This window comes from Planococcus chinensis (assembly GCF_042681545.1).
Lineage (GTDB): Bacteria > Bacillota > Bacilli > Bacillales_A > Planococcaceae > Planococcus > Planococcus chinensis.
The window spans coordinates 429278-449682 of record NZ_JBHUFW010000002.1 but is presented as its reverse complement, the minus strand read 5'-3'; the positions used below and the strand labels follow the sequence as shown (position 1 = coordinate 449682).

Annotated in this window: 21 protein-coding genes; 7 read left to right on the top strand and 14 right to left on the bottom strand. The window is 51.9% G+C overall.

The features are described 5' to 3' along the window. Positions 1 to 40 precede the first annotated feature (40 nt). The 9 genes from ACFSDB_RS02115 to ACFSDB_RS02075 form a co-directional block, all read right to left on the bottom strand. The gene (locus ACFSDB_RS02115; RefSeq protein ID WP_204891284.1) at positions 41 to 619 is read right to left on the bottom strand and encodes a TerD family protein; all 579 of its coding nucleotides are present in this window, start codon (positions 617 to 619) and stop codon (positions 41 to 43) included. A 16-nt stretch (positions 620 to 635) separates the two neighbouring features. Then, on the bottom strand, positions 636 to 1718 hold the full coding sequence (locus ACFSDB_RS02110; protein ID WP_204891286.1) for a toxic anion resistance protein: 1083 nt from the start codon (positions 1716 to 1718) through the stop codon (positions 636 to 638). Between the two features lie 21 nt (positions 1719 to 1739). Beyond that, positions 1740 to 3353, bottom strand: a complete 1614-nt coding sequence (locus ACFSDB_RS02105; protein WP_204891288.1) for a YceG family protein — start codon at positions 3351 to 3353, stop codon at positions 1740 to 1742. A gap of 12 nt (positions 3354 to 3365) precedes the next feature. After that, positions 3366 to 4184, bottom strand: coding sequence for an HAD family hydrolase (locus tag ACFSDB_RS02100; protein WP_204891290.1), 819 nt, complete (start codon positions 4182 to 4184; stop codon positions 3366 to 3368). Beyond that, on the bottom strand, positions 4181 to 5290 hold the full coding sequence (locus ACFSDB_RS02095) for a cysteine protease StiP family protein (protein ID WP_204891292.1): 1110 nt from the start codon (positions 5288 to 5290) through the stop codon (positions 4181 to 4183). The genes ACFSDB_RS02100 and ACFSDB_RS02095 overlap by 4 nt, the downstream gene beginning before the upstream one ends. After that, positions 5287 to 6660, bottom strand: coding sequence for a phosphoribosyltransferase family protein (locus tag ACFSDB_RS02090; RefSeq protein ID WP_204891294.1), 1374 nt, complete (start codon positions 6658 to 6660; stop codon positions 5287 to 5289). The genes ACFSDB_RS02095 and ACFSDB_RS02090 overlap by 4 nt, the downstream gene beginning before the upstream one ends. Further along, on the bottom strand, positions 6593 to 7738 hold the full coding sequence (locus tag ACFSDB_RS02085) for an HpcH/HpaI aldolase/citrate lyase family protein (protein ID WP_204891301.1): 1146 nt from the start codon (positions 7736 to 7738) through the stop codon (positions 6593 to 6595). The genes ACFSDB_RS02090 and ACFSDB_RS02085 overlap by 68 nt, the downstream gene beginning before the upstream one ends. 107 nt (positions 7739 to 7845) lie before the next feature. Beyond that, positions 7846 to 8424 carry a TerD family protein gene (locus ACFSDB_RS02080; protein WP_036804956.1) on the bottom strand — a complete coding sequence of 193 codons (579 nt, stop codon included), beginning with the start codon at positions 8422 to 8424 and terminating at the stop codon, positions 7846 to 7848. A 14-nt stretch (positions 8425 to 8438) separates the two neighbouring features. Beyond that, positions 8439 to 9056 carry a TerD family protein gene (locus tag ACFSDB_RS02075; RefSeq protein WP_204891303.1) on the bottom strand — a complete coding sequence of 206 codons (618 nt, stop codon included), beginning with the start codon at positions 9054 to 9056 and terminating at the stop codon, positions 8439 to 8441. A 331-nt stretch (positions 9057 to 9387) separates the two neighbouring features. On the opposite strand from ACFSDB_RS02075, the gene ACFSDB_RS02070 reads away from it, so the two are divergent. The 5 genes from ACFSDB_RS02070 to ACFSDB_RS02050 all read left to right on the top strand — a co-directional run bounded on the left by ACFSDB_RS02070 (position 9388) and on the right by ACFSDB_RS02050 (position 15012). Continuing rightward, positions 9388 to 10332: a glycosyltransferase family 2 protein gene (locus tag ACFSDB_RS02070; protein ID WP_377339008.1), complete on the top strand. Its 945-nt coding sequence runs from the start codon at positions 9388 to 9390 to the stop codon at positions 10330 to 10332. Beyond that, positions 10322 to 10717, top strand: a complete 396-nt coding sequence (locus ACFSDB_RS02065; RefSeq protein WP_204891305.1) for a GtrA family protein — start codon at positions 10322 to 10324, stop codon at positions 10715 to 10717. The genes ACFSDB_RS02070 and ACFSDB_RS02065 overlap by 11 nt, the downstream gene beginning before the upstream one ends. A 19-nt stretch (positions 10718 to 10736) precedes the next feature. Beyond that, on the top strand, positions 10737 to 13328 hold the full coding sequence (locus tag ACFSDB_RS02060; protein ID WP_204891306.1) for a YfhO family protein: 2592 nt from the start codon (positions 10737 to 10739) through the stop codon (positions 13326 to 13328). A gap of 112 nt (positions 13329 to 13440) precedes the next feature. Then, positions 13441 to 14016, top strand: a complete 576-nt coding sequence (locus ACFSDB_RS02055) for a superoxide dismutase family protein (protein ID WP_204891307.1) — start codon at positions 13441 to 13443, stop codon at positions 14014 to 14016. Positions 14017 to 14136: 120 nt separating this feature from the next. Further along, positions 14137 to 15012, top strand: a complete 876-nt coding sequence (locus ACFSDB_RS02050; RefSeq protein WP_204891308.1) for an SDR family oxidoreductase — start codon at positions 14137 to 14139, stop codon at positions 15010 to 15012. A gap of 104 nt (positions 15013 to 15116) precedes the next feature. Here ACFSDB_RS02050 and ACFSDB_RS02045 read toward each other — a convergent pair whose 3' ends face one another. The 3 genes from ACFSDB_RS02045 to ACFSDB_RS02035 form a co-directional block, all read right to left on the bottom strand. Then, positions 15117 to 15827, bottom strand: a complete 711-nt coding sequence (locus tag ACFSDB_RS02045; RefSeq protein WP_204891309.1) for a YqjF family protein — start codon at positions 15825 to 15827, stop codon at positions 15117 to 15119. A gap of 58 nt (positions 15828 to 15885) precedes the next feature. Further along, positions 15886 to 16710, bottom strand: a complete 825-nt coding sequence (locus tag ACFSDB_RS02040; RefSeq protein WP_204891310.1) for a manganese catalase — start codon at positions 16708 to 16710, stop codon at positions 15886 to 15888. Positions 16711 to 16774: 64 nt separating this feature from the next. Next, entirely contained in the window at positions 16775 to 17023 is a 249-nt protein-coding gene (locus tag ACFSDB_RS02035) for a hypothetical protein (RefSeq protein WP_204891311.1), read from the bottom strand. Between the two features lie 238 nt (positions 17024 to 17261). Here ACFSDB_RS02035 and ACFSDB_RS02030 point away from each other — a divergent pair, with 238 nt between their 5' ends. Together ACFSDB_RS02030 and ACFSDB_RS02025 are read left to right on the top strand one after the other, a co-directional pair. Further along, entirely contained in the window at positions 17262 to 17966 is a 705-nt protein-coding gene (locus ACFSDB_RS02030; protein ID WP_204891312.1) for a type 1 glutamine amidotransferase domain-containing protein, read from the top strand. A gap of 49 nt (positions 17967 to 18015) precedes the next feature. Beyond that, complete coding sequence (locus ACFSDB_RS02025; protein WP_204891313.1) at positions 18016 to 18222, top strand: hypothetical protein; 207 nt, start codon at positions 18016 to 18018, stop codon at positions 18220 to 18222. Positions 18223 to 18286: 64 nt separating this feature from the next. On the opposite strand, the gene ACFSDB_RS02020 is transcribed toward ACFSDB_RS02025, so the two are convergent. Both ACFSDB_RS02020 and ACFSDB_RS02015 read right to left on the bottom strand, forming a co-directional pair. Further along, positions 18287 to 19474 (bottom strand): S1C family serine protease, encoded by a 1188-nt coding sequence (locus ACFSDB_RS02020; protein WP_204891314.1) that lies wholly within the window; start codon positions 19472 to 19474, stop codon positions 18287 to 18289. Further along, positions 19474 to 20352: a peptidylprolyl isomerase gene (locus tag ACFSDB_RS02015; protein WP_204891315.1), complete on the bottom strand. Its 879-nt coding sequence runs from the start codon at positions 20350 to 20352 to the stop codon at positions 19474 to 19476. Before ACFSDB_RS02015 ends, ACFSDB_RS02020 begins: the two co-directional genes overlap by 1 nt. Positions 20353 to 20405 lie beyond the last annotated feature (53 nt).

Here is a 20405-nt window from a genome sequence, read left to right as displayed (position 1 = left end):
AACGCCCGTCAGCTTTGACGGGCGTTTCGTATGTCCAATATCAGCTTAATCCAAAATCCGCTACCAGTGCCGCAAGGCCGCCTTGGTATCCGCTGCCGATGGCATTGAATTTCCATTCGCCGCCGTGGCGGTAGAGTTCACCGACCACCAATGCCGTTTCAATGGAGAAATCCTCGCCTAAATCATAGCGCAGAATTTCCTGGCTGCTGTTTTCATTGACCACGCGGATAAACGCGTTCGATACTTGTCCGAAATTCTGGCCGCGGCTCTCCCCTTCGTGGATGGTAACCGTAAAGACGATTTTGTGGACATCTGCAGGCACATTCGGCAAGTCGACAATCACTTGCTCATCGTCCCCGTCACCTTCGCCTGTCAGGTTATCGCCTGTATGGACGACAGAGCCGTTGCCTCCGGACAAATTATTATAAAAGACAAAGTCTTCCGGGCCGCGGGATTTGCCATTTTGCGCTGCCAAAAAGATGGATGCATCCAAGTCGAAATCTCCGCCGCCGCTGTATTTATTGGTATCCCACCCGAGACCGACCAAAACTTTGGTCAATCCGGGATTGGTTTTCGTTAAATCGATTTTCTGACCTTTTGTCAAATTGATGGATGACATACTCGTTTCCCTCCGATTAAGTAGCTTTTCGCTGAGTCTCTTCGTATTTCTTCTGCAATTCTTCAATCCGCAGGCGGCCTTGCTCGCGCATTTTGCGGTTTTCATCTTCAATTGCCCGCGTATCGTTCATGCCTTGCATAATGGTTTCCCACGTCTGCTCGATCGTTTCGATCTTGATGCTCGGCTGGCCGGACATGCGCGCGATATCGACGCTTTGGCGCGAAATGTCATTGGCGTTTTTCAAGAGCATTTCATTGGTGCGCCGGTCCAGCTCGTTCATGCCTTCCGCCACCAGGCTTTGCCTCTTGGCCGCAATGGCGTTGATCAAGCCGGTTTTGAAGATTGGAATCGTCGTGACAAAAGCCGAATTGATCTTGCCGATGAGTTTTGTGTTGCCGCGCTGCAGCATGCGGATCTGCGGGGCCGATTGGTAGGACACTTGCTTCGCCATTTCCAGATCGTAAATGCGCTGTTCCAGCAATTCGATGGCGTTCTGCAATGAATTCATTTCCATCAAGGCCATTTGGTTGCCGCTTTCGGCTCTCGCCTGGACATCCGGCAATTGCTGTTTCAGTTCCTCCACTTTGATATCTCCTGCCGCGATGTATTTTTCGAGTTCCATGAAATACTGGAAGTTTTTATCGTACAGCTCTTCCAAAGTCGTGGTGGATTTCTTCATTTCCGTTTCATATTTCGTAATTTCAACATAGACTTTGTCAATTTCCGTGCCCATAGTCTGATATTTATTGAACAGTTGCTCGATGACTTTATTGCCTTTATTGAAGACTTTGCTGAGGAAGCCTTTCTTTTCCACAAAATCCTTTTTGTCGAACTTGTCCATGATTTTCCCAAGCTGCTTCAGCAATTCGCTGGATTCTTCCATGCTGTTCGCTTGGACGGAGTTCAGGACTTTGCCGGTGAAAGCGGAAATCTCGTTTGCCGGTTCACGGCCGAATTCCAAGAGTTCGATCTGGTTTTTCGGATTGATTTTCGAGGCCAACTGGAGCACTTCCGGATCTTTTTTCAACTGGACTTTCAATTCGTTTTCGTTCTGCATCGCCAATTCCTTCTGTTCCATTCCTTCAGACATTGTGTTCATCTATTTTCCCTCCTTTTATGGTTACAGCCACTTTCTGAAAATCTTCTTGACCACGGACGGTTCTCTGTATGGTTCGTCGTAGCTTCTGTCATCAAGCCAATGCGTATCGATCGCTTCCATGTCGATCCAGCGTTCGATGTCCTGGTGCCCCTGGGGATTGATGATGATGACATCAAGGCCGAACGTGTGGATCAAGGCAATGGCATTGGCGTCTGCGCGGCTCAATTCGCCGTCTTTTTCTTCGTTGTAGAAAAGCAGCGTGGGTACGAACTGCGGATAATCGAATTGCTGGATCAGTTTGATCACCGAATCCGGCAAGGACATCGATTGGGAAAAAGCATAAAGCTGCAGATCCTCGAACGATTCGTTGTTCTGCGGCGTCAGCAGCGGCTTTTCCACATGGCGCGCAATCGCTTCACAAAGCGCTGTCTGGACGCCGCTCGGCAACTTGCCGTATTTCCACCAGTTGGCCGATTTCATCTTTTCGGGATCAAGGCGGCCATTCGGGCCGAGCGCTCCGCGGTAATGGAATTGCTGATTGCCTTTGCGTTCTTCGATAAACGGAAAACTTCGGATCAGCAGGGTGTCTTCCCGGTCGGTCAAGCTGTGGATGTTATCCCAAAAGCGCCGGCGGTCCCTTTCAATTCCCATGATTTTCGAAAAAACGACAGGAATGATAACGCTTCCCCGTTCGACCGCAAAGGATGGCCGAACCATCGCGCGCTCTTTGGCCAGGATGAACGCTTCATCAAGCGTCGTTTTCAAATGGATGGACTTGGTCAGGTAAGACTTGAATTGGAAAGGTTTATAAAGGCCGGAATCATCGTGGTGCAATAGCCGCTCCACTTCCTGGGTCGCCCGATAAGCGACGGTCCCGACGCGCTGCGGCTTCTCCTCCGGGAACGGCGGGACCGAATCAGCGGTGATCTGGAAGCTGTGGGTCGGCAGCTCTTTTTCGCCGGTCGCGTCTTCCAGCCATTGCCTGCCTTCAGGGTCGAAGACCACGAGATGAAAACCATACGCAGCCGCGAATTTCAAAAACCATTTCTCGCTTTCTGTGGTGTTTCCATACCAAAGGAATCCAGGAAGGCCCTTTTCAAGTGACAGCTTTTCCAGTTCCGGCTCAATATGGTTGAACGTCCATTTCACCAAATCGGTCGAAATGCGCCGGAACGACGAATGCGTCGTGCTGCCGCCGGACTGCGCCTGAAACTCCTTCAGAATATCGATCATGACGAGGCGAAGCCTCCGGTTCAATCCCGCATCTTTCAAACGGGGCAGCAGCCCTTTGCCATCGAGGAACGCCACAATGCGGTTCGGCGAAAGCCCCCGCTCTTTGGTGTTCATTTCAAACAAATCCTGCAGGCTCCGCAGGCGTTCGGGTGAAATCTGCTTGTTCAGGTTGCCGGAAAGCCGGATCAACTGTCCGCCCGACTCTTCTAGCAAATCGTAGATGGACGCGAAATAATCGTCTTTATCCAGCGGCATGCCGACCAGTTGGCCCAGAAGCTGCGGATACGTCAGGGTTTCGTCTTCCACTTTTGTTTCGGGGTGATTGGCCAACGGTTTCTTGAACCAATCGCCCAATTTTTCCGGATCCCACGTTCTTACGCGGACCGGATGCAGTTGAACCATGGGAATCCCTCCTTATTTATCAAACTGGCAGGAAACTTCTGCAAGGCGTTCAAGAATCTCTTCGCCAGCTTTGATCCCCTGTTTCTCCGTGATTTCAATATGTTCCGGCATCGGAATATCACTCCGGGCAGCTTCCCCGTGTGCCGGCAGGATGCCGACGTCGGCGCTTTCGAGAAGGCAGCGGTCGAGGAGCGAATCCCCGGCGGCGATGACATAATCCGCCTGGATGCGTTCTTTGACATATTCCATTGCACCGGCTTTCGTGATGCTCTCGGGCATCAGGTAAAGCTTTCGCCCTTGGAGCGACATTTCCCAGCCGATCTTCCGGAACGTTTCCGTATAGAAGCCGAGGTTTTCTTCCGGGAAGCGCTCGCGGTCGATGATCAAATAGACGAACCAATCATCGGCTTCCCGCACACGAAGCACCCAATCCTCCGAGAAATGGCGCTCGACTTCCGGCATCAGTTCTTGAATGATCGTCTTCCGGCTGACGCATTGCTTCCGGATGCGGTCCGACCATTCACGGATGGGCACGCCGTTTTCCAAAATGACCGCTCCATTGGACGTAACGGCAAATTGCGGCGGCTCTTCGCCTTCGTAAATGCCGGTCACCCGCTCATACTGGGCTTGTGTCCTTGTGGTCACCGGCAGAAACACAGTGGATTCGCCGAGGCTCCAAAGGGCCGCCTGGCTTTTTTCGGTCATGAACGATTGCGGCTTCCCTTCGACGCGTTCAACTTCCTTCAGTTCATCTTCCTCCACTTCCGAACCCATGGAACGGCGGGAATAAATCAAGGTCTGGTCCAAGTCGCTTGCAAACAAAAGCTTCATATCTCATTCCCCGATCTGATGAGCCCGATGGCCTGATAGAAAAGATTCGGCACCACTTCCACCGGCACCTCTTTTTCCTTCGCGAGCAGCAGCAGATGCTGCACGTCCGGGTTGTCCGGATTGCGGACCATGATTTTCCATGGGCTCCGGCGCAGCAGGACGCGGGTCGTTTCCCCGACTCCCGGTTTGATCAGATGATCGCTTTTTCCGGTATACAGCCGGCGGCCGATTTCTTCCACTTCCTTCATTCCCTCCCAGGTACGTTCGGCGGTTGCCGGCTGAGCAGCGGCATCTTCCTTTGCAGCTTCAGCAGTGCTCGGAAACATGCTGCTCACCTGATCGACAAAGTCATTGGACATGTCTTCTCCAGCCATTTCCGCGTAGAATTTCGCGCCGTGGTAATCACCTTCTCCGACAAACCGTTCGTTGAGGATGGTTCTGCTGATAAGACCTGAAACGGTGGCGTTCAAGCAAGCGCTCGGAATCAGAAAATCGTCGCGTGTGCCGAACAGTACCGCACAGGCGCCAGGGTCGGCGAGCACCGCCATGTCGTCCGTCAGGTTCCAGCCTTTTTCGTTGTTCAGCCGTTCGATTGAACGGGTCAGTTCGTTCTGGATGGCGCCTTTGCCGGTCCAGCCGTCGATGAATTGGATCCGGCTATCCGGATAGGCTTCATAGATGGTCTCGAGCGCTTTTTCATCAATGCCTTTGCCCCTCAAGATTGAAACACTGTAATGCGGCCAGTCCAAGTCCAAAAGCTGGGCTGCATAACGGCGGACCAGAATGCCGATCGGACTCCCTGCCCGCGCTAGCGACACCAGCACGACGCGTTCGGCGCCTGCATTGGCCAGGATGCGGTGGGCCAGCAAACCGATCAGGTAGCTAAGGCGTCCTTTTGTCTTTTCGACCGATGAATGATAAAGCCGGGTGTATTCTTCAGAAGGCCGGTATTCGATCGGCAGCCTTTCCGAATAATGCGCGCCGCTTCGGACCGCCGCTTCGCGTTCCTCCAACGTGCTTTCCACGAACTCTTCAGTGACGTCTTTCAATAAAAAAGTGATATCTTCTTTCGGATAACTTGTTTTAACCAATCCAGCCATGCTCATCGGACAGGTTCCCTCCTTTTTGCAGCTGTCAATGAAACCCATTCTACTGGCGCAATTCCTTCAAGGTATGCTAGAAACGGCTGCCATGCAGAGACATCTACGACCGATTCTGCGACCAAATATATTTTTGTAATATCCAGGAACTCCAGATTGTAGATGAATTGCTGAATGCCTTCAGCATCCGGAAGGTCGAATCCTGCCTTCCCTTTGATCGGATAGCCTTCTGCATCTGCAGCAAAAATCGGGCTTCGTGTCGTCGTCTGCACCAGTGCCTCGCCGCTCAATTCAAAAGCCAGCCGGAGCGGCAAATACATATTTTCTCCGATGCCGATTACCAGCGGTTTCTCCCCTTCAGCGCTTTGGAGCGTTTTCGCCGTTTGGCGTGCCCAGCCATCAATGCCCAGCTGTTGCGCGCTCGACAGGCCGAACCTGCCGGTCAACGGCATGTACCGCTGGCCGGTTTTTGAAACATGCGGCAATTCACCGGCATGGTCCGCTTCCACCGGCTCCGCTGAACTTTGGCCGCGGAGGTTGCCGGGCCCGGCCTCGTCAGGCGAGGATCCATGGTGCAATTCGAACTGGCCTGACGCCAAGGAAAGCACGGAGATGGAGATTCCGCGGTCCGCTCCCAGTTTGGCCACATTCTGCTGTTGCGCTGGGCTTCTCCAGTCCAGGATGGACAGCGAAGTATAGGACTTTCCGGGAAATTGGTCATCCAGCGCTTGGATCAGATTCACCAGCGTGTTGCCGGTCGAGATTTCATCGTCTATCAGGACAATGGCTTCGGCATCTTCCAACATTCCTTCAGGAGCATAAACGCGATGCGAAGTTGCGTGGGAATGCTCTTCTTCGAAGACGAACGAAGGGGTGAGACCGGCAATTTCTTCGCGCGTAGTATGGATGTAAAAGGAATCTGTAAAATGTTGGAAAACAGAATGTCCAAGGCCAGTTGCTGTTTCAGCCATTCCGATAAAAAGCGTTTTTTCCGGCAACCCTGCCCGGTACTCCAGCGCAGACTTCATCAGCCCGGCATCGGCAGCGCCGCTGCCGACCATCTGCGCCAAAGCGTCCACTTGCGGAGGCGGTGCAATGCCTGATTTCTCCATCAGCAAAGACGCAAGCAAGGTGCCCGTCCCGAGGGCCAGTGCCGGATTAACCGCCAAATGCTTGGCGATCAGCTTGCTGACAAAAAGAAACTGCCGTTTCTTATTGACCCGGATCGCCATTGAGAACAGGGCTTCCACAGGAAGCCCTTTATATGTTTCATGTACGGCAACCGACAAATCGAGCTGGTCCCATAATTTATAATTGTTTTGATAATTGGCTTGACCGGATGTGGTTGATGACATCGATCGGTTTAAAATTCTCATTCAGCACCCCATAAATTTCCGCCTGGGCTGCTATCTTCCGCGCCCAGCTTAAATGCGGTTTCACTTCGTTCATCTTGTTGCGCTTTGGGCTCTGCAGGACGCCGTTCCGCGTTCCGCTCTCTGCCAGGATCAGCGATGCATCGGTGAAATTTTCATGCGACACAATATGCCCGGCATTGACGATGGAAATCTGGGAGGGATGGATACAGGTCTTCCCCTTGAATCCGTTCATCACATCGAGCTGCACTTCTTCCCACAACACCTGTTCCGGGACGGTGGAAAGCCAGCCATTGGAGCCGGTTGAAAAATGTTCATAGACCGGCCCGGAAACCGTAAAGCCGTCTTCTGCACGGCCGAACTGGTTCAGCACATCCGCCAAGCAATCGCGGATGACCTGGACATCATAAACCGTCCGTTCCGCTGGCCGCCGCAGCCCGTAAAGACTCGAGAAGTCGGTCGCTCCTACCCGGACTGTCAGTACACGGTGCACTTCCTTGCGCAAAAGCTGATGAAGCTCGAGCAAGGTCTCTTCACGCGTTTCCGCATACAGCACCTCTTTCGTTTCCAGCAAGGGAAGTGCGTACAGGAGCCGGCCAGCCCTCTCGCTGGCCCGGTCGAGCGCTTCAAAAAAAGCGGGCAGCAGTTCCGGCAGGCATTTCGGAAATACGATGCCGGTCAGGACGCCGAATGAAGAGCCGCATAAAGAAGCGACCTTATCTAGCTGCGCTGCATCCCGGACGCGCAGAAAGAGCGCCGGTGCTTCGGCCAGCTGGTAAGTTGCCGCTTTTTCCAATAGCTTGAACTGCGCCACGACATTCCCTTCGGCAGCTAAAAGCTCTGAATCCGCCACAGCATCCTCTAGGCAGACAATCAATGTTGTCAGCCCGGCAAATGCACCTCGGCTGTACTGCCCGGACAAGATCTTGCTTCCGAAATCCGGCCGCGTGCCCGGTGTGTAAAGTGCTGCGCCAAGGGCAAGCCCCAGTGTTTCCCGTTCTGCATCTCGGTTGAATTCTGCCGGGGAATATTTAAAAAAAGTCTTTAAATCAGAATCGGTCATTGCACCAAAATGTCTCATAAGTTGTTTCCTCCCGGCCTGCTGCAAAAGCTGGCGCACATAAAGTAAATTGCCGGTAAAAGGCTAAAAAAGCAAGGAGATAAACCCCTTGCTTTTTTTCTTTCCCATTAAGCGTCCAATCCAAAATCCTTAACAAGAGAGCCGAGGCCGCCTTGATAGCCGCTGCCGATCGCATTAAATTTCCATTCGTTGTTGTGGCGGTAAAGTTCGCCGACGACAACCGCCGTTTCGATGGAGAAATCTTCCCCCAAGTCGTAGCGGATCAATTCTTCGTTCGTGTCGCCATTTACGATGCGCACGTAAGAGTTGCTGACTTGGCCGAAATTCTGGCCGCGCGTTTCTGCGTCATGAATCGTGATGGCAAATGTAACGCGTTCGATCGAAGAAGGAACCGTAGACAAGTTCACTTTCACTTGCTCATCGTCGCCGTCCCCTTCACCCGTTTTGTTGTCGCCTGTGTGCTCTACTGCGCCAGCTGCCCCGATTGTGTTGTTATAGAAAACAAAATCCGCTTCAGAAGAAGCTTTGCCGCTTGAGTTCAATAGGAATACAGAAGAATCAAGGTCAAAGTCCTGTCCTCCGTCGTATTTGTTCGTATCCCAGCCAAGACCTACGATTACGTTCGTTAACCCTGGATTAGATTTTGTTAAGTCCACTTTCTGTCCTTTTGATAAATTGATTGCCATTATTCCTTCACTCCTTATGCGTATTTGTTTGCGATTGAACCGATATCCGGGTCTACTGTGCCTTCGCCGATTGCAGAGAACTTCCATTCAGAGCCCTGGCGGTACAACTCGCCTGGGATCAACGACATTTTGCCGGCATAGTTTTCAGTCAGGTTGTAGTGGATCAGCTCTTCTTTCGACTGGTTGTCCACCAAACGGATGAAAGCATTCTGGATCATGCCGAAATCCTGTTTCTTCTGTTTTGCGTTATAGATGTTGACGACGAACACCAACCGGTGGACCGATGGTGAAATCCGGCTCAAATCGATCTGGATCGTTTCGTCATCGCCTTCGCCGGCGCCTGTCAAGTTATCGCCTGAATGGACGACGCTGCCGTCCTTGCTTTTTTTATTGCCGAAATAGATCAGGTTCTCTTTGCCCTGGAGCTTGCCGTTTTCATCAAGCAGGATGACTGAAGCGTCACAATCTACATCAGCACCGCCTCCGCCTCCACCGCCAAGCAGGCCGCTCAGGAATCCGCCGCTCTTTTTCGTTTCTACAGGGTCCCAGCCGAGGCCAACCATGATGCTTGATAGAGATGAACGTCCTTTTGTCAAATCGATTTTCTGACCTTTTACGAGATTGATAGCCATCTTTTGCACTCTCCATTCATCTTTATGTACTCTTTATAATAGTATTTGTAAATCCGGAAAATTTCAATTATTAACGGCTATTGCCGCGTCTTTTGAAAACGCGGGCGAACTTCCGTCCACTCTCTGCCGTCTTCATTAGACAAAGCGGAGTTTTGCGGCACGTTCCGGATTTTGGCCGATACAAGTATATACGTTTGCCGGACCGGAAAGTTTCGCCATTCCGGAAAATAGAAACGCAACGCACTTCCTCTCAACGAGGCATACTCTGCCTGAGGGCCGGGTAAACATAAGCAGCAGGCAAAATAAAACTTATCCATGGCAAAGGGGGGTCCTGAAGATGAAGCTGCTTTCGATTGTCGTACCGGTCTATAACGAAGAAGCGAACATCACCTGCATGTACGAGCGGCTGATTGAGGAGTTGAGCCCGCTCCCATTCAATTATGAAATCATGTTTATCGACGACGGTTCGTCCGACGGCACGCTCGAGGAGATCCTGGCGCTTGCCGAACGCTTCGAAGGCGTCAAATATATCTCGCTGACGCGCAACTTCGGAAAAGAAGCTGCGCTGTTTGCCGGCTTGAAACGCATCAGGGGCGATGCCGCCATTTTGATGGACGGGGATCTCCAGCATCCGCCGGAACTGATCGGCCAGATGGTCCGCGGATACGAAGAAGGCTACCACCAAGTGGTGGCGAAACGCTCACGCACCGGCGACAAAAGGATCCGGCAGATGTTTTCCGTCCTATATTATAAAATGGTGAATTCAATCACGGATGTCGACTTGGCAGACGGCGAAGGCGACTTCCGCCTGCTCAGCCGGAAAGCCATCAATTCCATTTTGCAGCTGAGCGAAAGCAACCGCTTTTCAAAAGGCCTGTATTCCTGGATCGGGCTCAGCAAGAAAATCATCTCCTATGAAAATGTGACGCGCGCCGGCGGCCAGTCCAAATGGTCATTTGGCAACCTGGTGAACTATGGCATCGACGGCATCATTTCGTTCAACTTGAAGCCGCTGCGCGTCTGCTTTTACACGGGGTTCGTCATCCTGTTCCTGTCGATCGTCTATATCGGCATCACATTCTACGACATCATGACCGAAGGCATCGGAGCACCAGGCTATTTCACGACCATATCGTCGATCCTATTTCTGGGCGGAATCCAATTGATCAGTTTGGGCGTCATCGGCGAATATGTGGGCCGCATCTACAATGAAACCAAGCGCCGCCCGAACTTCCTGATCGACATCAGCAATGCGGAGGAATACGATGAACCTTAACAGGCTGAATACCGAATTCACCCGATTCATTGCCGTCGGCGTCATCAATACCATGACTTACTACGCCATCTACTTGCTGCTCCATAATGCATTCTCGATGCCGTACCTGCTCGCGCATATCATCGGCTTTATCATTTCGCTGAATGTGTCGTTCTTTCTAAACTCTTACGTTACGTACAAAGTGAAGCCGACGCTCCGGAAGTACTTGCTGTTTCCGCTCACTCAGGTCGTCAATATGTCGGTCTCCACCAGCCTTATTTTCATCTTCGTTGAATTCCTGAAAATCGACAGCAACATCGCGCCGTTTGCCGCCGTGCTGTTTACGATTCCTGTCACGTTTCTCGTATCCAGCAAAATCATGAAGCATCCGGCCCGCACAAAATAATCCCAAAGACGGTGAAAGCATGCGAAGGAATGCCCCCAACTTCATCCTGCTGGCGAGCTGCCTGGCCATGGCCGCTGCCGGGCACGCTGTATTTTTATATCAGTGGAGCCAAAGCCACTTTATGACCGGCATCAACGACGGCCTGTCACAGATCCTGCCGTTCAAAAAGCTGCTTTATGAGCAGTATACGGACGGCGAATTTTTCTATTCGTTCGATTTCGGATTGGGCGCCGGGACATTCAGCGAACTGTCCTATTATTTCTCGACCTCGATTTTTTTCCTGGCCACCGCAGCTGTGGTTTTCGGGCTGGAATCAGCCGGCATCCTCGCTTCCCCGGATATCCTGTTCTGGGCGAATGCCGCTGTCTTCATCAGCATCGCCCGGCTGGCATTCGTGCTGTTTGCAGCATCCAAGTTCTTCTCATACATAGGCGCAGCACGCGTCCCGGCATTTATCGGCGCATCGATTTACGGCATATCCGGCATGTATTTCCGGCATGCCGTGTATTGGGATTTTTTTGCCGATGCATTCCTCTGGCTGCCGCTCCTGCTTTTCGGGGTGGAAAAAATCTTCCGCGAACAAAAGCCGGGCTGGTTTTTGCTCGGAGTTTCCGTTTCGTTGTTCGATAATTTCTATTTTTCCTATATCAATTTCCTGCTCGCCGGCATCTACATCCTGATCCGCTTTTTCGTCCCTCTTGCCGGCAAGGAGATTCACCGTGCCAAAGCAGCCGGCCATTTTCTTCTCGCCGGACTGCTGGGCTTCGGCATCAGCGCCGTTTCGTTCATCCCGGCAGTTTATGCTTATTTGAACAACCATCGTCCGCCGTTCCAACAGGAAATCGAATGGTTCGACTTCACCGACAACATCCTATTCACTAGCCGGTTCATCATTTTGCCTGCCATCTTTGTGCTTTTCCTGTTCTCTGCTTCCCTTTACCGGGACCGTCTATTCCGTTTTTTTGCCATCCTCGGGATCATCGGGATTGTCCTTCATTTCAGCCCGATGGCCGCGAGTGCGTTCAATGGTTTTTCTGCACCGCAATACCGCTGGGAATATTTTCTCGCACTTGCTGCCGGAGGTGCTACAGCTGCCGGACTCAGCAAAATCCATACAATCACGGAACGGCAATTCGCATTAGCTGCGCTTCTGGCGATTGCAGCCTATTCGCTGGCAGCATTCATTGATCCTGCCTTCGAGCCGGAAGCACCTTGGACAATGCTGGCATTTGCACTCCTGATTGCCGCAATCTTTTTGCTCTACGCTGCGGCCCGTTGGAAACGCCCCGCAGCCACTTGGCTGCTCGCCGGCTTTATTCTGGTGAGCCAGGCGGTTTTCACGAATGTCTACCAGGTCGAAAACATTCTTGATGCCGGCGGAATCGATGCTGTCAGCCAGGACTTGTTGACTGGAGAAGAATACGACGATCCTGAAATCCGCGGCCTGCTGCAGGAAATCCGCCGTCAGGAAGACGGCGGGCCTTATCGCATCGACTGGATGGAAGGCGTCCGCAATAACACGCCGCTAGTCCAGGATTTCCAAGGGTTGAGTGCCTATTCCAGCATCCTGAACAAAAATCTCTTGTACTTCTATCTTTACGACTTGGAAATCGACATGGGCCGGGAAAGCGTCAGCCGCTACGCCGGCCTCGGCAACCGCGCCAACCTCCATAGTTTGCTGCAGGGAGACTACGCCATCAGGGAAACGGGAGACCCCAATGTCCCTTACGGCTTCACGGAACTGGCGTCTTCAGCGCATTTCACAGTCTATAAAAACCGCTACCCGCTTCCATTTGTCCGGCCGGCTTCAAAGATCTACCAAGAGCGCCAGTTGGGCGGCGCCCACCCGCTCCTCCGTGAACATGCCATTCTGACCGGCATCGTGCTGGACGGCGGCCAAGCCGTTTCGCCGCTGCCCGAAGCGTCTGAAGCGACCGCGGACTACCGCATCGAACCGGTCGATGCAGTTTACCGGGACGGACGGCTTCAAGTGGACAGCGAAACCGGAGGGATCGACCTGGTCAATGAAGGGCCTGCCTTTAATGATGGCGATCTGTATGTTTCATTCCACTTGGAGAACCCTTCGCCGGGCACCGGATTCCTATTGGATGTGAACGGCTTTGAAACCTCGCGGAAGGCAAACGATTCAATCTACCGGACCTATATTGACGATCTGACCATCCGCGTCCCTGCAGATGAAGCTATCCGGATCCGCATGCCTGAAGGTACCTATGTATTAGAAGACATCCAGATTTTTCAGGAGCCTTACGACATCCTGAAAAGGCAGGCAGCCGAGGAATCCGGACTGCGCAACCTGCAAATGGGCGGCAGCCGGGTTTCCCTGCAATTCGATAATGCAGCAGCCGATCCGTTCCTGGCGCTTGCCATTCCTTATGAACGGGGCTGGTCCGCCAAGGTCAACGGCAAACCCGTACCGATTGAAAAAGCCAATTATGCATTTATGGGGGTGCCGATCGAAAAAGGCATGAACGACGTGAAGCTCGTTTACCGCCCGCCGTTTTTCTTCATTTCTTTGCTGGTCACCTTGATATCTCTGCTGCTCGGCACCCTATACGCAGCCGGTGTCCGCAAACGCAGAAAAGCCCGCTGATTTCCGAAGTTTTCCTCCTACAAAAGATGCGTCTTGTCAAAAACGTGTTTATCCCCTCAAAAATATGTGTAATGAGGGAATAACACCCTACTTTATGAGGAGATGAAACGTGATGAAGAAATGGCTCCTGCTTGTTTTTGTACTGCTTTTCTTTTTGGTGTTGGCAGCCTGCGGCAATACGGAAGAAGAACCGCCGATAGAGGCGGACGGGGTGACAGAAGTGGAAGACGAAGAAGTGGATGAAGACAGCGAGCCTGCTCCGGAAGGCGAAGAAGCCGAGGACAATGCCGGTGAAGGTTCAAGTGAAGAATTGATGTTTGTGACAGTCGAAATGATGGATAGCGACGGCAATGCGAACGGAACGGCCGAGCTCGAAGATGAAGAGGGCGCCGTAGCAGTGAAGCTCGATCTCGAAGGGTTGGACGAAGGCACCTATAAAGTCCAATTCCATGACGAAGGCAAATGCGAAGCACCGGAATTCGAAACTGTCGGAGAGCCATTGGGAAGCGAACTCCCTGAAGTCGAAGCCTCAGGCGAAGGCACCGTCTCGGAAGAACTGGCGGCTGAAGAGGTGACCTTGAAAGCCGGCGAAGAGAACTCCCTTCTGCAAGAAGGCGGAACTTCGCTCGTCGTCCATGATTCAGAGGATGCTGTGGTTGCGTGCGGCGTCGTGACAGCCCAACAATGAGCGGGAATCTCCCGCTCTTTTTTACTGCCTTTTTTTCTCTTTATTCTCTTCCGTTGGGCGTTTAGCCAATCCGCCACCGGGAATAAATACCATAATGACTTTCTAAAGGAGGAATAAAGGATGGCAGAAGATAAATTTGAAAAAATCGACGAACAGGTGGAGCCGCAGGAGCAGGCTGAACAGCCGGGAAGCGAGAAGGAAATGTCGCCGGAACCGATTTATGATGATAAGGATTACAAAGGCGCCGGCAAATTGAAAGGCAAAGTGGCGCTCATCACTGGAGGCGACAGCGGCATCGGACGGGCAGTGGCCGTAGCGTTTGCCAAAGAAGGCGCAGATGTGGCGATCGCTTATCTGGATGAACACGAGGACGCAGAAGATACGGTGAAAGCCATCGAATCTTACGGTGCGAAGGCATTCAAAGCCGCGACAGATGTCAGCAACGCCGAGAACTGCCAACAATTGGTGAAGGATGTCATTTCTGAATTCGGCCAGCTCAATATTCTCGTTAACAATGCAGGCAAGCAGTTCCCACAGGATGATTTCCTGGCGATCACGCCGGATCAATTGAAGGAAACGTTCGAAACGAACATCTACAGCATGTTCTACTTGAGCCAGGCAGCCGTACCGCATATGCAAAAAGGCGATTCGATCATCAACACTTCTTCGGTGACCGCTTACCGCGGCTCCTCCGAACTGATCGATTATTCGTCAACCAAAGGCGCCATCACGACATTCACCCGCTCCCTGTCGCAAAGTTTGGCCGAGAAAGGCATACGGGTGAATTCAGTGGCTCCGGGCCCGATCTGGACCCCGTTGATCCCAGCCACATTCGATGCGGAAAAAGTTGGAAAGCACGGCGGCGACACCCCGATGGAACGCCGCGGGCAGCCTGCTGAAGTTGCGCCGGCCTACGTCTACTTCGCTTCGAAAGACTCGACCTATGTCACTGGCCAAGCCATCCATGTCAATGGCGGCGACTTTATCTCATCGTAAAAAATCCCAAATCAGCAAATGTTATATGGACAACTTAATCCCGATGAATGACACAGGATCGCTTCTCGTGGCATTTACAGCAGAAAAACGCTGAAGCGTCGGCTTCAGTGTTTTTTTACGGATTTCTCCACAACCGGCGGATAAAAAAACACATCCGTACCAGTGCTGTAATGGGCTATCGGCCGCAAGCGGTGCAGTTGTTCCGGCAGAAAACCTGCAAGTGTATTCCTTAAAATCTCCCCTTTCACATACTGAATCCTCCAAGGCGGATGCCCAATTTCCAGCCTGTACAGGCGGCCTTTCGGCTGGGTCCAAAGGCAATAGCGTTCCAACAGCCAGCGCTCAACAGATGCAAGTTCTGCCAGTTCCTCCTGTGGTCGGTAGAACAATTCAATCCCTTCTGCATCCTGGACTCCCTTGCCATGGCTGCTCTTGAACTGGATCTGGTTCCCCTGCTTTTCCATGTTGACCCGTGAATAACGGTAAGGAAGAAAACCGCCAAGAGAAGCTGCTTCAATGGCTGCCCGGCTGTTTGCATCCATTGAAAAAAAGTAGACGCCACGGCGCATCCCATATCGTACATATGTCCGGACATTCAGCTGCAGAAATTCGCGCATTCCCGGCAATGCAGGAATGCCTCGCAAATGCGTATTGCGCGCCTTGAACAGCACCACACTTAGCCACGCCTGACCTTTATACAAATCCAGCTCCAATGCAGGAGGCAGGTGTCCACAAAGCCATGCTTCAGGAACCGGCCAATGCAAAAACAGCACATCCCGTAATTGCTGCGACATGACCCACCTTCTGGAATCCATCTTCCCATCCCCTTCGGAACCTCAAATAGGCCCCTTCTGCGAAGAGGCCCCTGTTCCTTTATTCTGGTTTATCCATGGGCAATGTATCATGCGCTTCTTTCGGGCCGGGCTTCAATACCGGTTTTTCGCTCATCGTCACCGGTTTTTCGACAGTGATCGGATGGCCGTCCGGCGCCGGCTGGCTGACCCATGGCAATTGAGATGCTGTGCTGGTTTCCGTATTCGTGTAAAGAATATGGGAGAATTGGGTCGCTTCCCATTCCGGCGGAACGGTCGACGGCACAATTGGGCCTTCTTTCGCTTCCAGATCTTTGATGGCCGCAAGCCACTGGTTCTGGTGCATCGTATCACGCGCCAACAGGAAAGAGAACAGGTCCTTGACGCCGCGGTCGTCCGTCATGCTGTACAGACGGGCGACTTGCAGGCGCCCCTGCGACTCCGCATTGACGTTGGCCCGGAAATCCGCCAACAGGTTCCCGCTCGCCACAATATAGCCTGCATTCCAGGGCACGCCATTGCTGTCTTTTGGCGATGCGCCGAGCCCGTGTACGATGGCATGCTGCGGATTCATGCCGCCCATGATCGCCCCGACAATCGGATCGCTTGCTGCTTTCTCCTGCTCATAGACAGGCGCCCCTTCGAGAAGGCGCGCAACCATCGTTGCGAGCAGCTCGATATGGCCCAGTTCCTGGGTTCCGGTATCCATCAGCAAATCCCGGTATTTTTCATTTCCGCGGGTGCTCCACCCTTGGAATAAGTATTGCATGGCTACGGACATTTCACCGAACTGCCCGCCGATCAATTCCTGAACTTTTTTCGCAAACACCGGATCCGGAGCATCCGGCTTTGAATGGTATTGCAGTTCACCTGTATGGAAAAACATATTCATAACCTCCTGGATAGTGTTTAGAATGAAAAATCCTGAACATGGCTGCAGTGGCTAAGTATCATTTTTTTGAAGGGAAAGATTCTCCCGGATGGCCGCCGTCATAATCCGAGTCATTATGCCCGGCATTGAATGCCCCTTGCTCTTCACTTTCTTCAGTCGATTGCTCTTCCTGTCCGGCAAAACTGCTTCCTGGGTGGCCGCCGTCGTAATCAGAATCGTTGTTTCCGGAATTGAATTGCGTACCGGCTTGTTTTTTCTTCTCTTGTTCCAACTTTTCCGGATCTTGGTTCGGGTCTTTATTGCTCATCTTCCGTCCCTCCTTCCTTCTATTCTTCATTTGCATTATTATGAATACCCAAACAATTCTTCGGGGAAACCAAATTATGTAAACCAACGACCAACTCCTACAATAGTCCTCGGGATTATAGCCCGTATACCGCTTTATGCCCGATGCCAACCGCCAACTGATGCCGGATACGTTTCAGGATGGCCTGAGAGGGTAAATGAACAAATAGACGTTTAGATACTCCGAGGAGGAAGATACTATGGCAAAAGTAATGGCTGTGCTCTCAAGCGGCTACGCTGATGAAGAAAATGATTACGTTACGGGATGGTGGGCCGAAGAACTTTTCGAACCGGTCCTCGCATTGCAGGAAGCAGGCCATACCGTCGGCCTTGCGTCGCCGAAAGGCGGCAAACCGGTCGTTGATCCGCTGAGCCTCAGCAAAGAATATGATCCGGAAGGCAAATATAAAAAAATGTACGATTCCGGCATTGCCGATAAGACAACACCGATCGTTGATGTACAGGCAAGCGATTATGATGCCATTTTCATTGTCGGCGGCCATGGCGCCATGTTCGACCTGGCCCATGATGAAAATTTGCATACGATCATCAATGTCGTATATGAAACAGGCGGTATTGTAGCAGCAGTCTGCCACGGTCCGGCACCTTTGGTATACACGAAATTGAAAGACGGACGCGGCATCCTTGATGGACTCGAAGTTACAGGCTACCCGAACGACATGGAGCCGGAAGAAGTCCGCGGCCTGCTGCCATTCAGCCTCGAAGACGAACTTCGCAAGATCGGCAGCTATAAAGCTGAACCGGACATCGATCAGCTTGTGGTTTGGGGCAACGAACAAATCCTGACCGGCCGCGATCCGAAGTCTTCACCGCTTTTCGGCAAAGAACTGGCGAAGAAATTGACGAGCCGCGAAGAGAAGGAAGAAGAGAAATTTTTCAAGTAAGTTCAGCTGAGTAAGCGAGATACCGATAAAAAAATGGGAGGGATTCACAATGAACGAAAAAGATCCGAAAGAACGGGAATACATGGAAGAAAACAAAGAAACGATGCAGCGTCCTCCAGTTCATAAGGAAGGTTTGGAAGAACCCCGGACAAAAGGCTACAAGCCGTTGCAGATCGGGTTTATCATTTTTGTCATCGTGGTGCTGATCATTGTTATTTTCGGCATCAGTTCAGGCATGTGGGGGCTATTTGGCTAACCGCTGATACACCTGCTTCAGTAAAAAAGAAAGGACAGGCCCATAGGCCTGTCCTTTTTGTATATTAAAGGCTTTCGGTCAATTCAATTTCGAACTCCATCAGCTTGCCGTCCCGGTAGGCTTTTGCTTTCAGCGTATCGCCCACTTCGGTTTCGGTGTAGAGATGCTGGCGGAGTTCCTGTACAGAGTTCACTGCCTCTCCGTCCAATTCTACAATTACATCAAATTGCCGAATACCGGCTTTGTCTGCGCCGGAACCTGGAGCTACTTCATTGACGACGATTCCGCCTGTCACATCACCCGGCAACTTCAATTCGCTTTCCTGGTACTCGCGAGGGACTTCTGCCAGATCCAGGATGGCGACACCCAGTGAAGGCCGTTCGACAGCGCCTTTCGATTCAAGGTCTTCAATGATCGGTATGGCGACGTTGATCGGAATCGCCAAGCCGATGCCTTCTACAGCATCCTGTGCAATTTTCATCGAGTTGATGCCGATCAGCTGGCCTTGGCTGTTGATCAAGGCCCCGCCGCTATTGCCTGGATTGATTGCTGCATCTGTCTGCAGCACTTCCGCCTGCCAGTCTTCCCGTCCATCCTGGTTTACGTCGATCGGGACGAGGCGCTCGGTCCCCGAAATGACCCCTACGGTCACCGACCCTGAGAATTGGAGGCCAAGCGGATTGCCGATTGCAATCGCCGGTTCCCCGGGCTGCAGTTTCGAAGAATCGCCGAATTCCACGACCGTTCCGATTTCATCCGAAGCCACCTTTAACACAGCCAAATCGGTCCAGACATCCGTTCCCAATACTTCTGCGTCGATCTCTGTTCCATCGGCGAGCGTCACACGGACACTTTCAGCGCCTTCGACGACGTGGTTGTTGGTAACGATATAAGCCCAATCGCCGTCTTTCTTATAGACGACACCGGATCCGGTCCCCGCTTCTTTCGATTCCGCTTGGGAAGCCGGAACGAACGGGTTTTGCTGAGCTGTCTGCAGATTCGTCACACCCACTACTGCGTCAGATGTCTTCTCGACCATTTCCGTAATATCGGTCGTCACGATGTCGGTCGTCCCTTGGAGATCGCTCTCAGTTTGGACCGTCTCCGGTTCGTTGTTCGCTGCCGCTTCCGAATCCGTAAATTCGGGAAGCACAACACCGATCAGAAGTGCACCGGCAAGCAGGCCGGAAAAGCTGGAAGCAAAGTAACCGCCGCGTTTTTTCTTTGGTTCTGGTGAATTGTAATAACCCATTATTCATTTCCTCCCTGGTTCAAATTATTTTTGATGTTATACGATTCCTGTTTTTCTGCAAGCCATGCTGCATATTCGCTGTTCAACGCTTCGTCGAATAAAATCTCTTTGATCTTTTCCTTGCTGCCTTCCAATGTCGCTTCGGCAGCTTCGGTTTTCCCGGTCACTTTGATGACATGGAAACCGAATTCCGTTTCGACCGGCTCGCTGATTTCATTCGGCTTCATGGCAAACGCCGCTTTTTCAAATTCTGCTGCCATTTCCCCTTCACCGAAGCTCCCCAGTTCTCCGCCGTTTTCGGCAGTCGCTGTATCAATGGAGTATTCAGCCGCCAGTTTTGCAAAGTCGCCTCCATCAGCCAGCTTTTTCGCTACTTCTTCTGCCTGCTCTTTCGTTTCGGTTAAAATATGGCTGGCCTCCACTTCTGCGCTTTGGCCGAGTGCGGCTTTGTTTTCCTCAAAATAGGTCTGGATGGCCTCGTCCGTAATTTCAATATCCGGACCGATCAGCTTTTCGATTTTCAAATATGTCTCCATTTCATTTTCGAGGTCTTCCATTGTCATGCCGCTTGTTTCGATGGCTGAGGCCAATCCTTCAGCTCCGCCGTAATTCTCTTCATATACTGCCATTTCCGCGTCAATTTCATCTTGTGTCACGGTGATATCCGCTTTTTTGGCTTCCTGGCGGATGATTTCATCGGATATCATCACTTCCAATGCTTCAGCACCGCTTGTCTTTACCATTTGTTCATACAGCGCATCTTTCTCGATGGCCGTACCGTTGACAGTCGCAACTGCTTCGCCTTTATTGAACCCCGCCAATAAAAAGATTGCTGATGCAGCGATGATTCCGACTGCAAGATATATGACTTTTTTCATTTTCATCCCTCTTTCTTTGTCTGTATCCTTATCCTAACAAGCAGTTATGAACA

Bases quoted from the DNA above. Each gene is read 5' to 3' on its own strand.
- ACFSDB_RS02115 (WP_204891284.1), bottom strand. From the start codon at position 619: ATGTCATCCATCAATTTGACAAAAGGTCAGAAAATCGATTTAACGAAA.
- ACFSDB_RS02110 (WP_204891286.1), bottom strand. From the start codon at position 1,718: ATGAACACAATGTCTGAAGGAATGGAACAGAAGGAATTGGCGATGCAG.
- ACFSDB_RS02105 (WP_204891288.1), bottom strand. From the start codon at position 3,353: ATGGTTCAACTGCATCCGGTCCGCGTAAGAACGTGGGATCCGGAAAAA.
- ACFSDB_RS02100 (WP_204891290.1), bottom strand. From the start codon at position 4,184: ATGAAGCTTTTGTTTGCAAGCGACTTGGACCAGACCTTGATTTATTCC.
- ACFSDB_RS02095 (WP_204891292.1), bottom strand. From the start codon at position 5,290: ATGAGCATGGCTGGATTGGTTAAAACAAGTTATCCGAAAGAAGATATC.
- ACFSDB_RS02090 (WP_204891294.1), bottom strand. From the start codon at position 6,660: ATGAGAATTTTAAACCGATCGATGTCATCAACCACATCCGGTCAAGCC.
- ACFSDB_RS02085 (WP_204891301.1), bottom strand. From the start codon at position 7,738: ATGAGACATTTTGGTGCAATGACCGATTCTGATTTAAAGACTTTTTTT.
- ACFSDB_RS02080 (WP_036804956.1), bottom strand. From the start codon at position 8,424: ATGGCAATCAATTTATCAAAAGGACAGAAAGTGGACTTAACAAAATCT.
- ACFSDB_RS02075 (WP_204891303.1), bottom strand. From the start codon at position 9,056: ATGGCTATCAATCTCGTAAAAGGTCAGAAAATCGATTTGACAAAAGGA.
- ACFSDB_RS02065 (WP_204891305.1), top strand. From the start codon at position 10,322: ATGAACCTTAACAGGCTGAATACCGAATTCACCCGATTCATTGCCGTC.
- ACFSDB_RS02060 (WP_204891306.1), top strand. From the start codon at position 10,737: ATGCGAAGGAATGCCCCCAACTTCATCCTGCTGGCGAGCTGCCTGGCC.
- ACFSDB_RS02055 (WP_204891307.1), top strand. From the start codon at position 13,441: ATGAAGAAATGGCTCCTGCTTGTTTTTGTACTGCTTTTCTTTTTGGTG.
- ACFSDB_RS02050 (WP_204891308.1), top strand. From the start codon at position 14,137: ATGGCAGAAGATAAATTTGAAAAAATCGACGAACAGGTGGAGCCGCAG.
- ACFSDB_RS02045 (WP_204891309.1), bottom strand. From the start codon at position 15,827: ATGGATTCCAGAAGGTGGGTCATGTCGCAGCAATTACGGGATGTGCTG.
- ACFSDB_RS02040 (WP_204891310.1), bottom strand. From the start codon at position 16,710: ATGTTTTTCCATACAGGTGAACTGCAATACCATTCAAAGCCGGATGCT.
- ACFSDB_RS02035 (WP_204891311.1), bottom strand. From the start codon at position 17,023: ATGAGCAATAAAGACCCGAACCAAGATCCGGAAAAGTTGGAACAAGAG.
- ACFSDB_RS02030 (WP_204891312.1), top strand. From the start codon at position 17,262: ATGGCAAAAGTAATGGCTGTGCTCTCAAGCGGCTACGCTGATGAAGAA.
- ACFSDB_RS02025 (WP_204891313.1), top strand. From the start codon at position 18,016: ATGAACGAAAAAGATCCGAAAGAACGGGAATACATGGAAGAAAACAAA.
- ACFSDB_RS02020 (WP_204891314.1), bottom strand. From the start codon at position 19,474: ATGGGTTATTACAATTCACCAGAACCAAAGAAAAAACGCGGCGGTTAC.
- ACFSDB_RS02015 (WP_204891315.1), bottom strand. From the start codon at position 20,352: ATGAAAAAAGTCATATATCTTGCAGTCGGAATCATCGCTGCATCAGCA.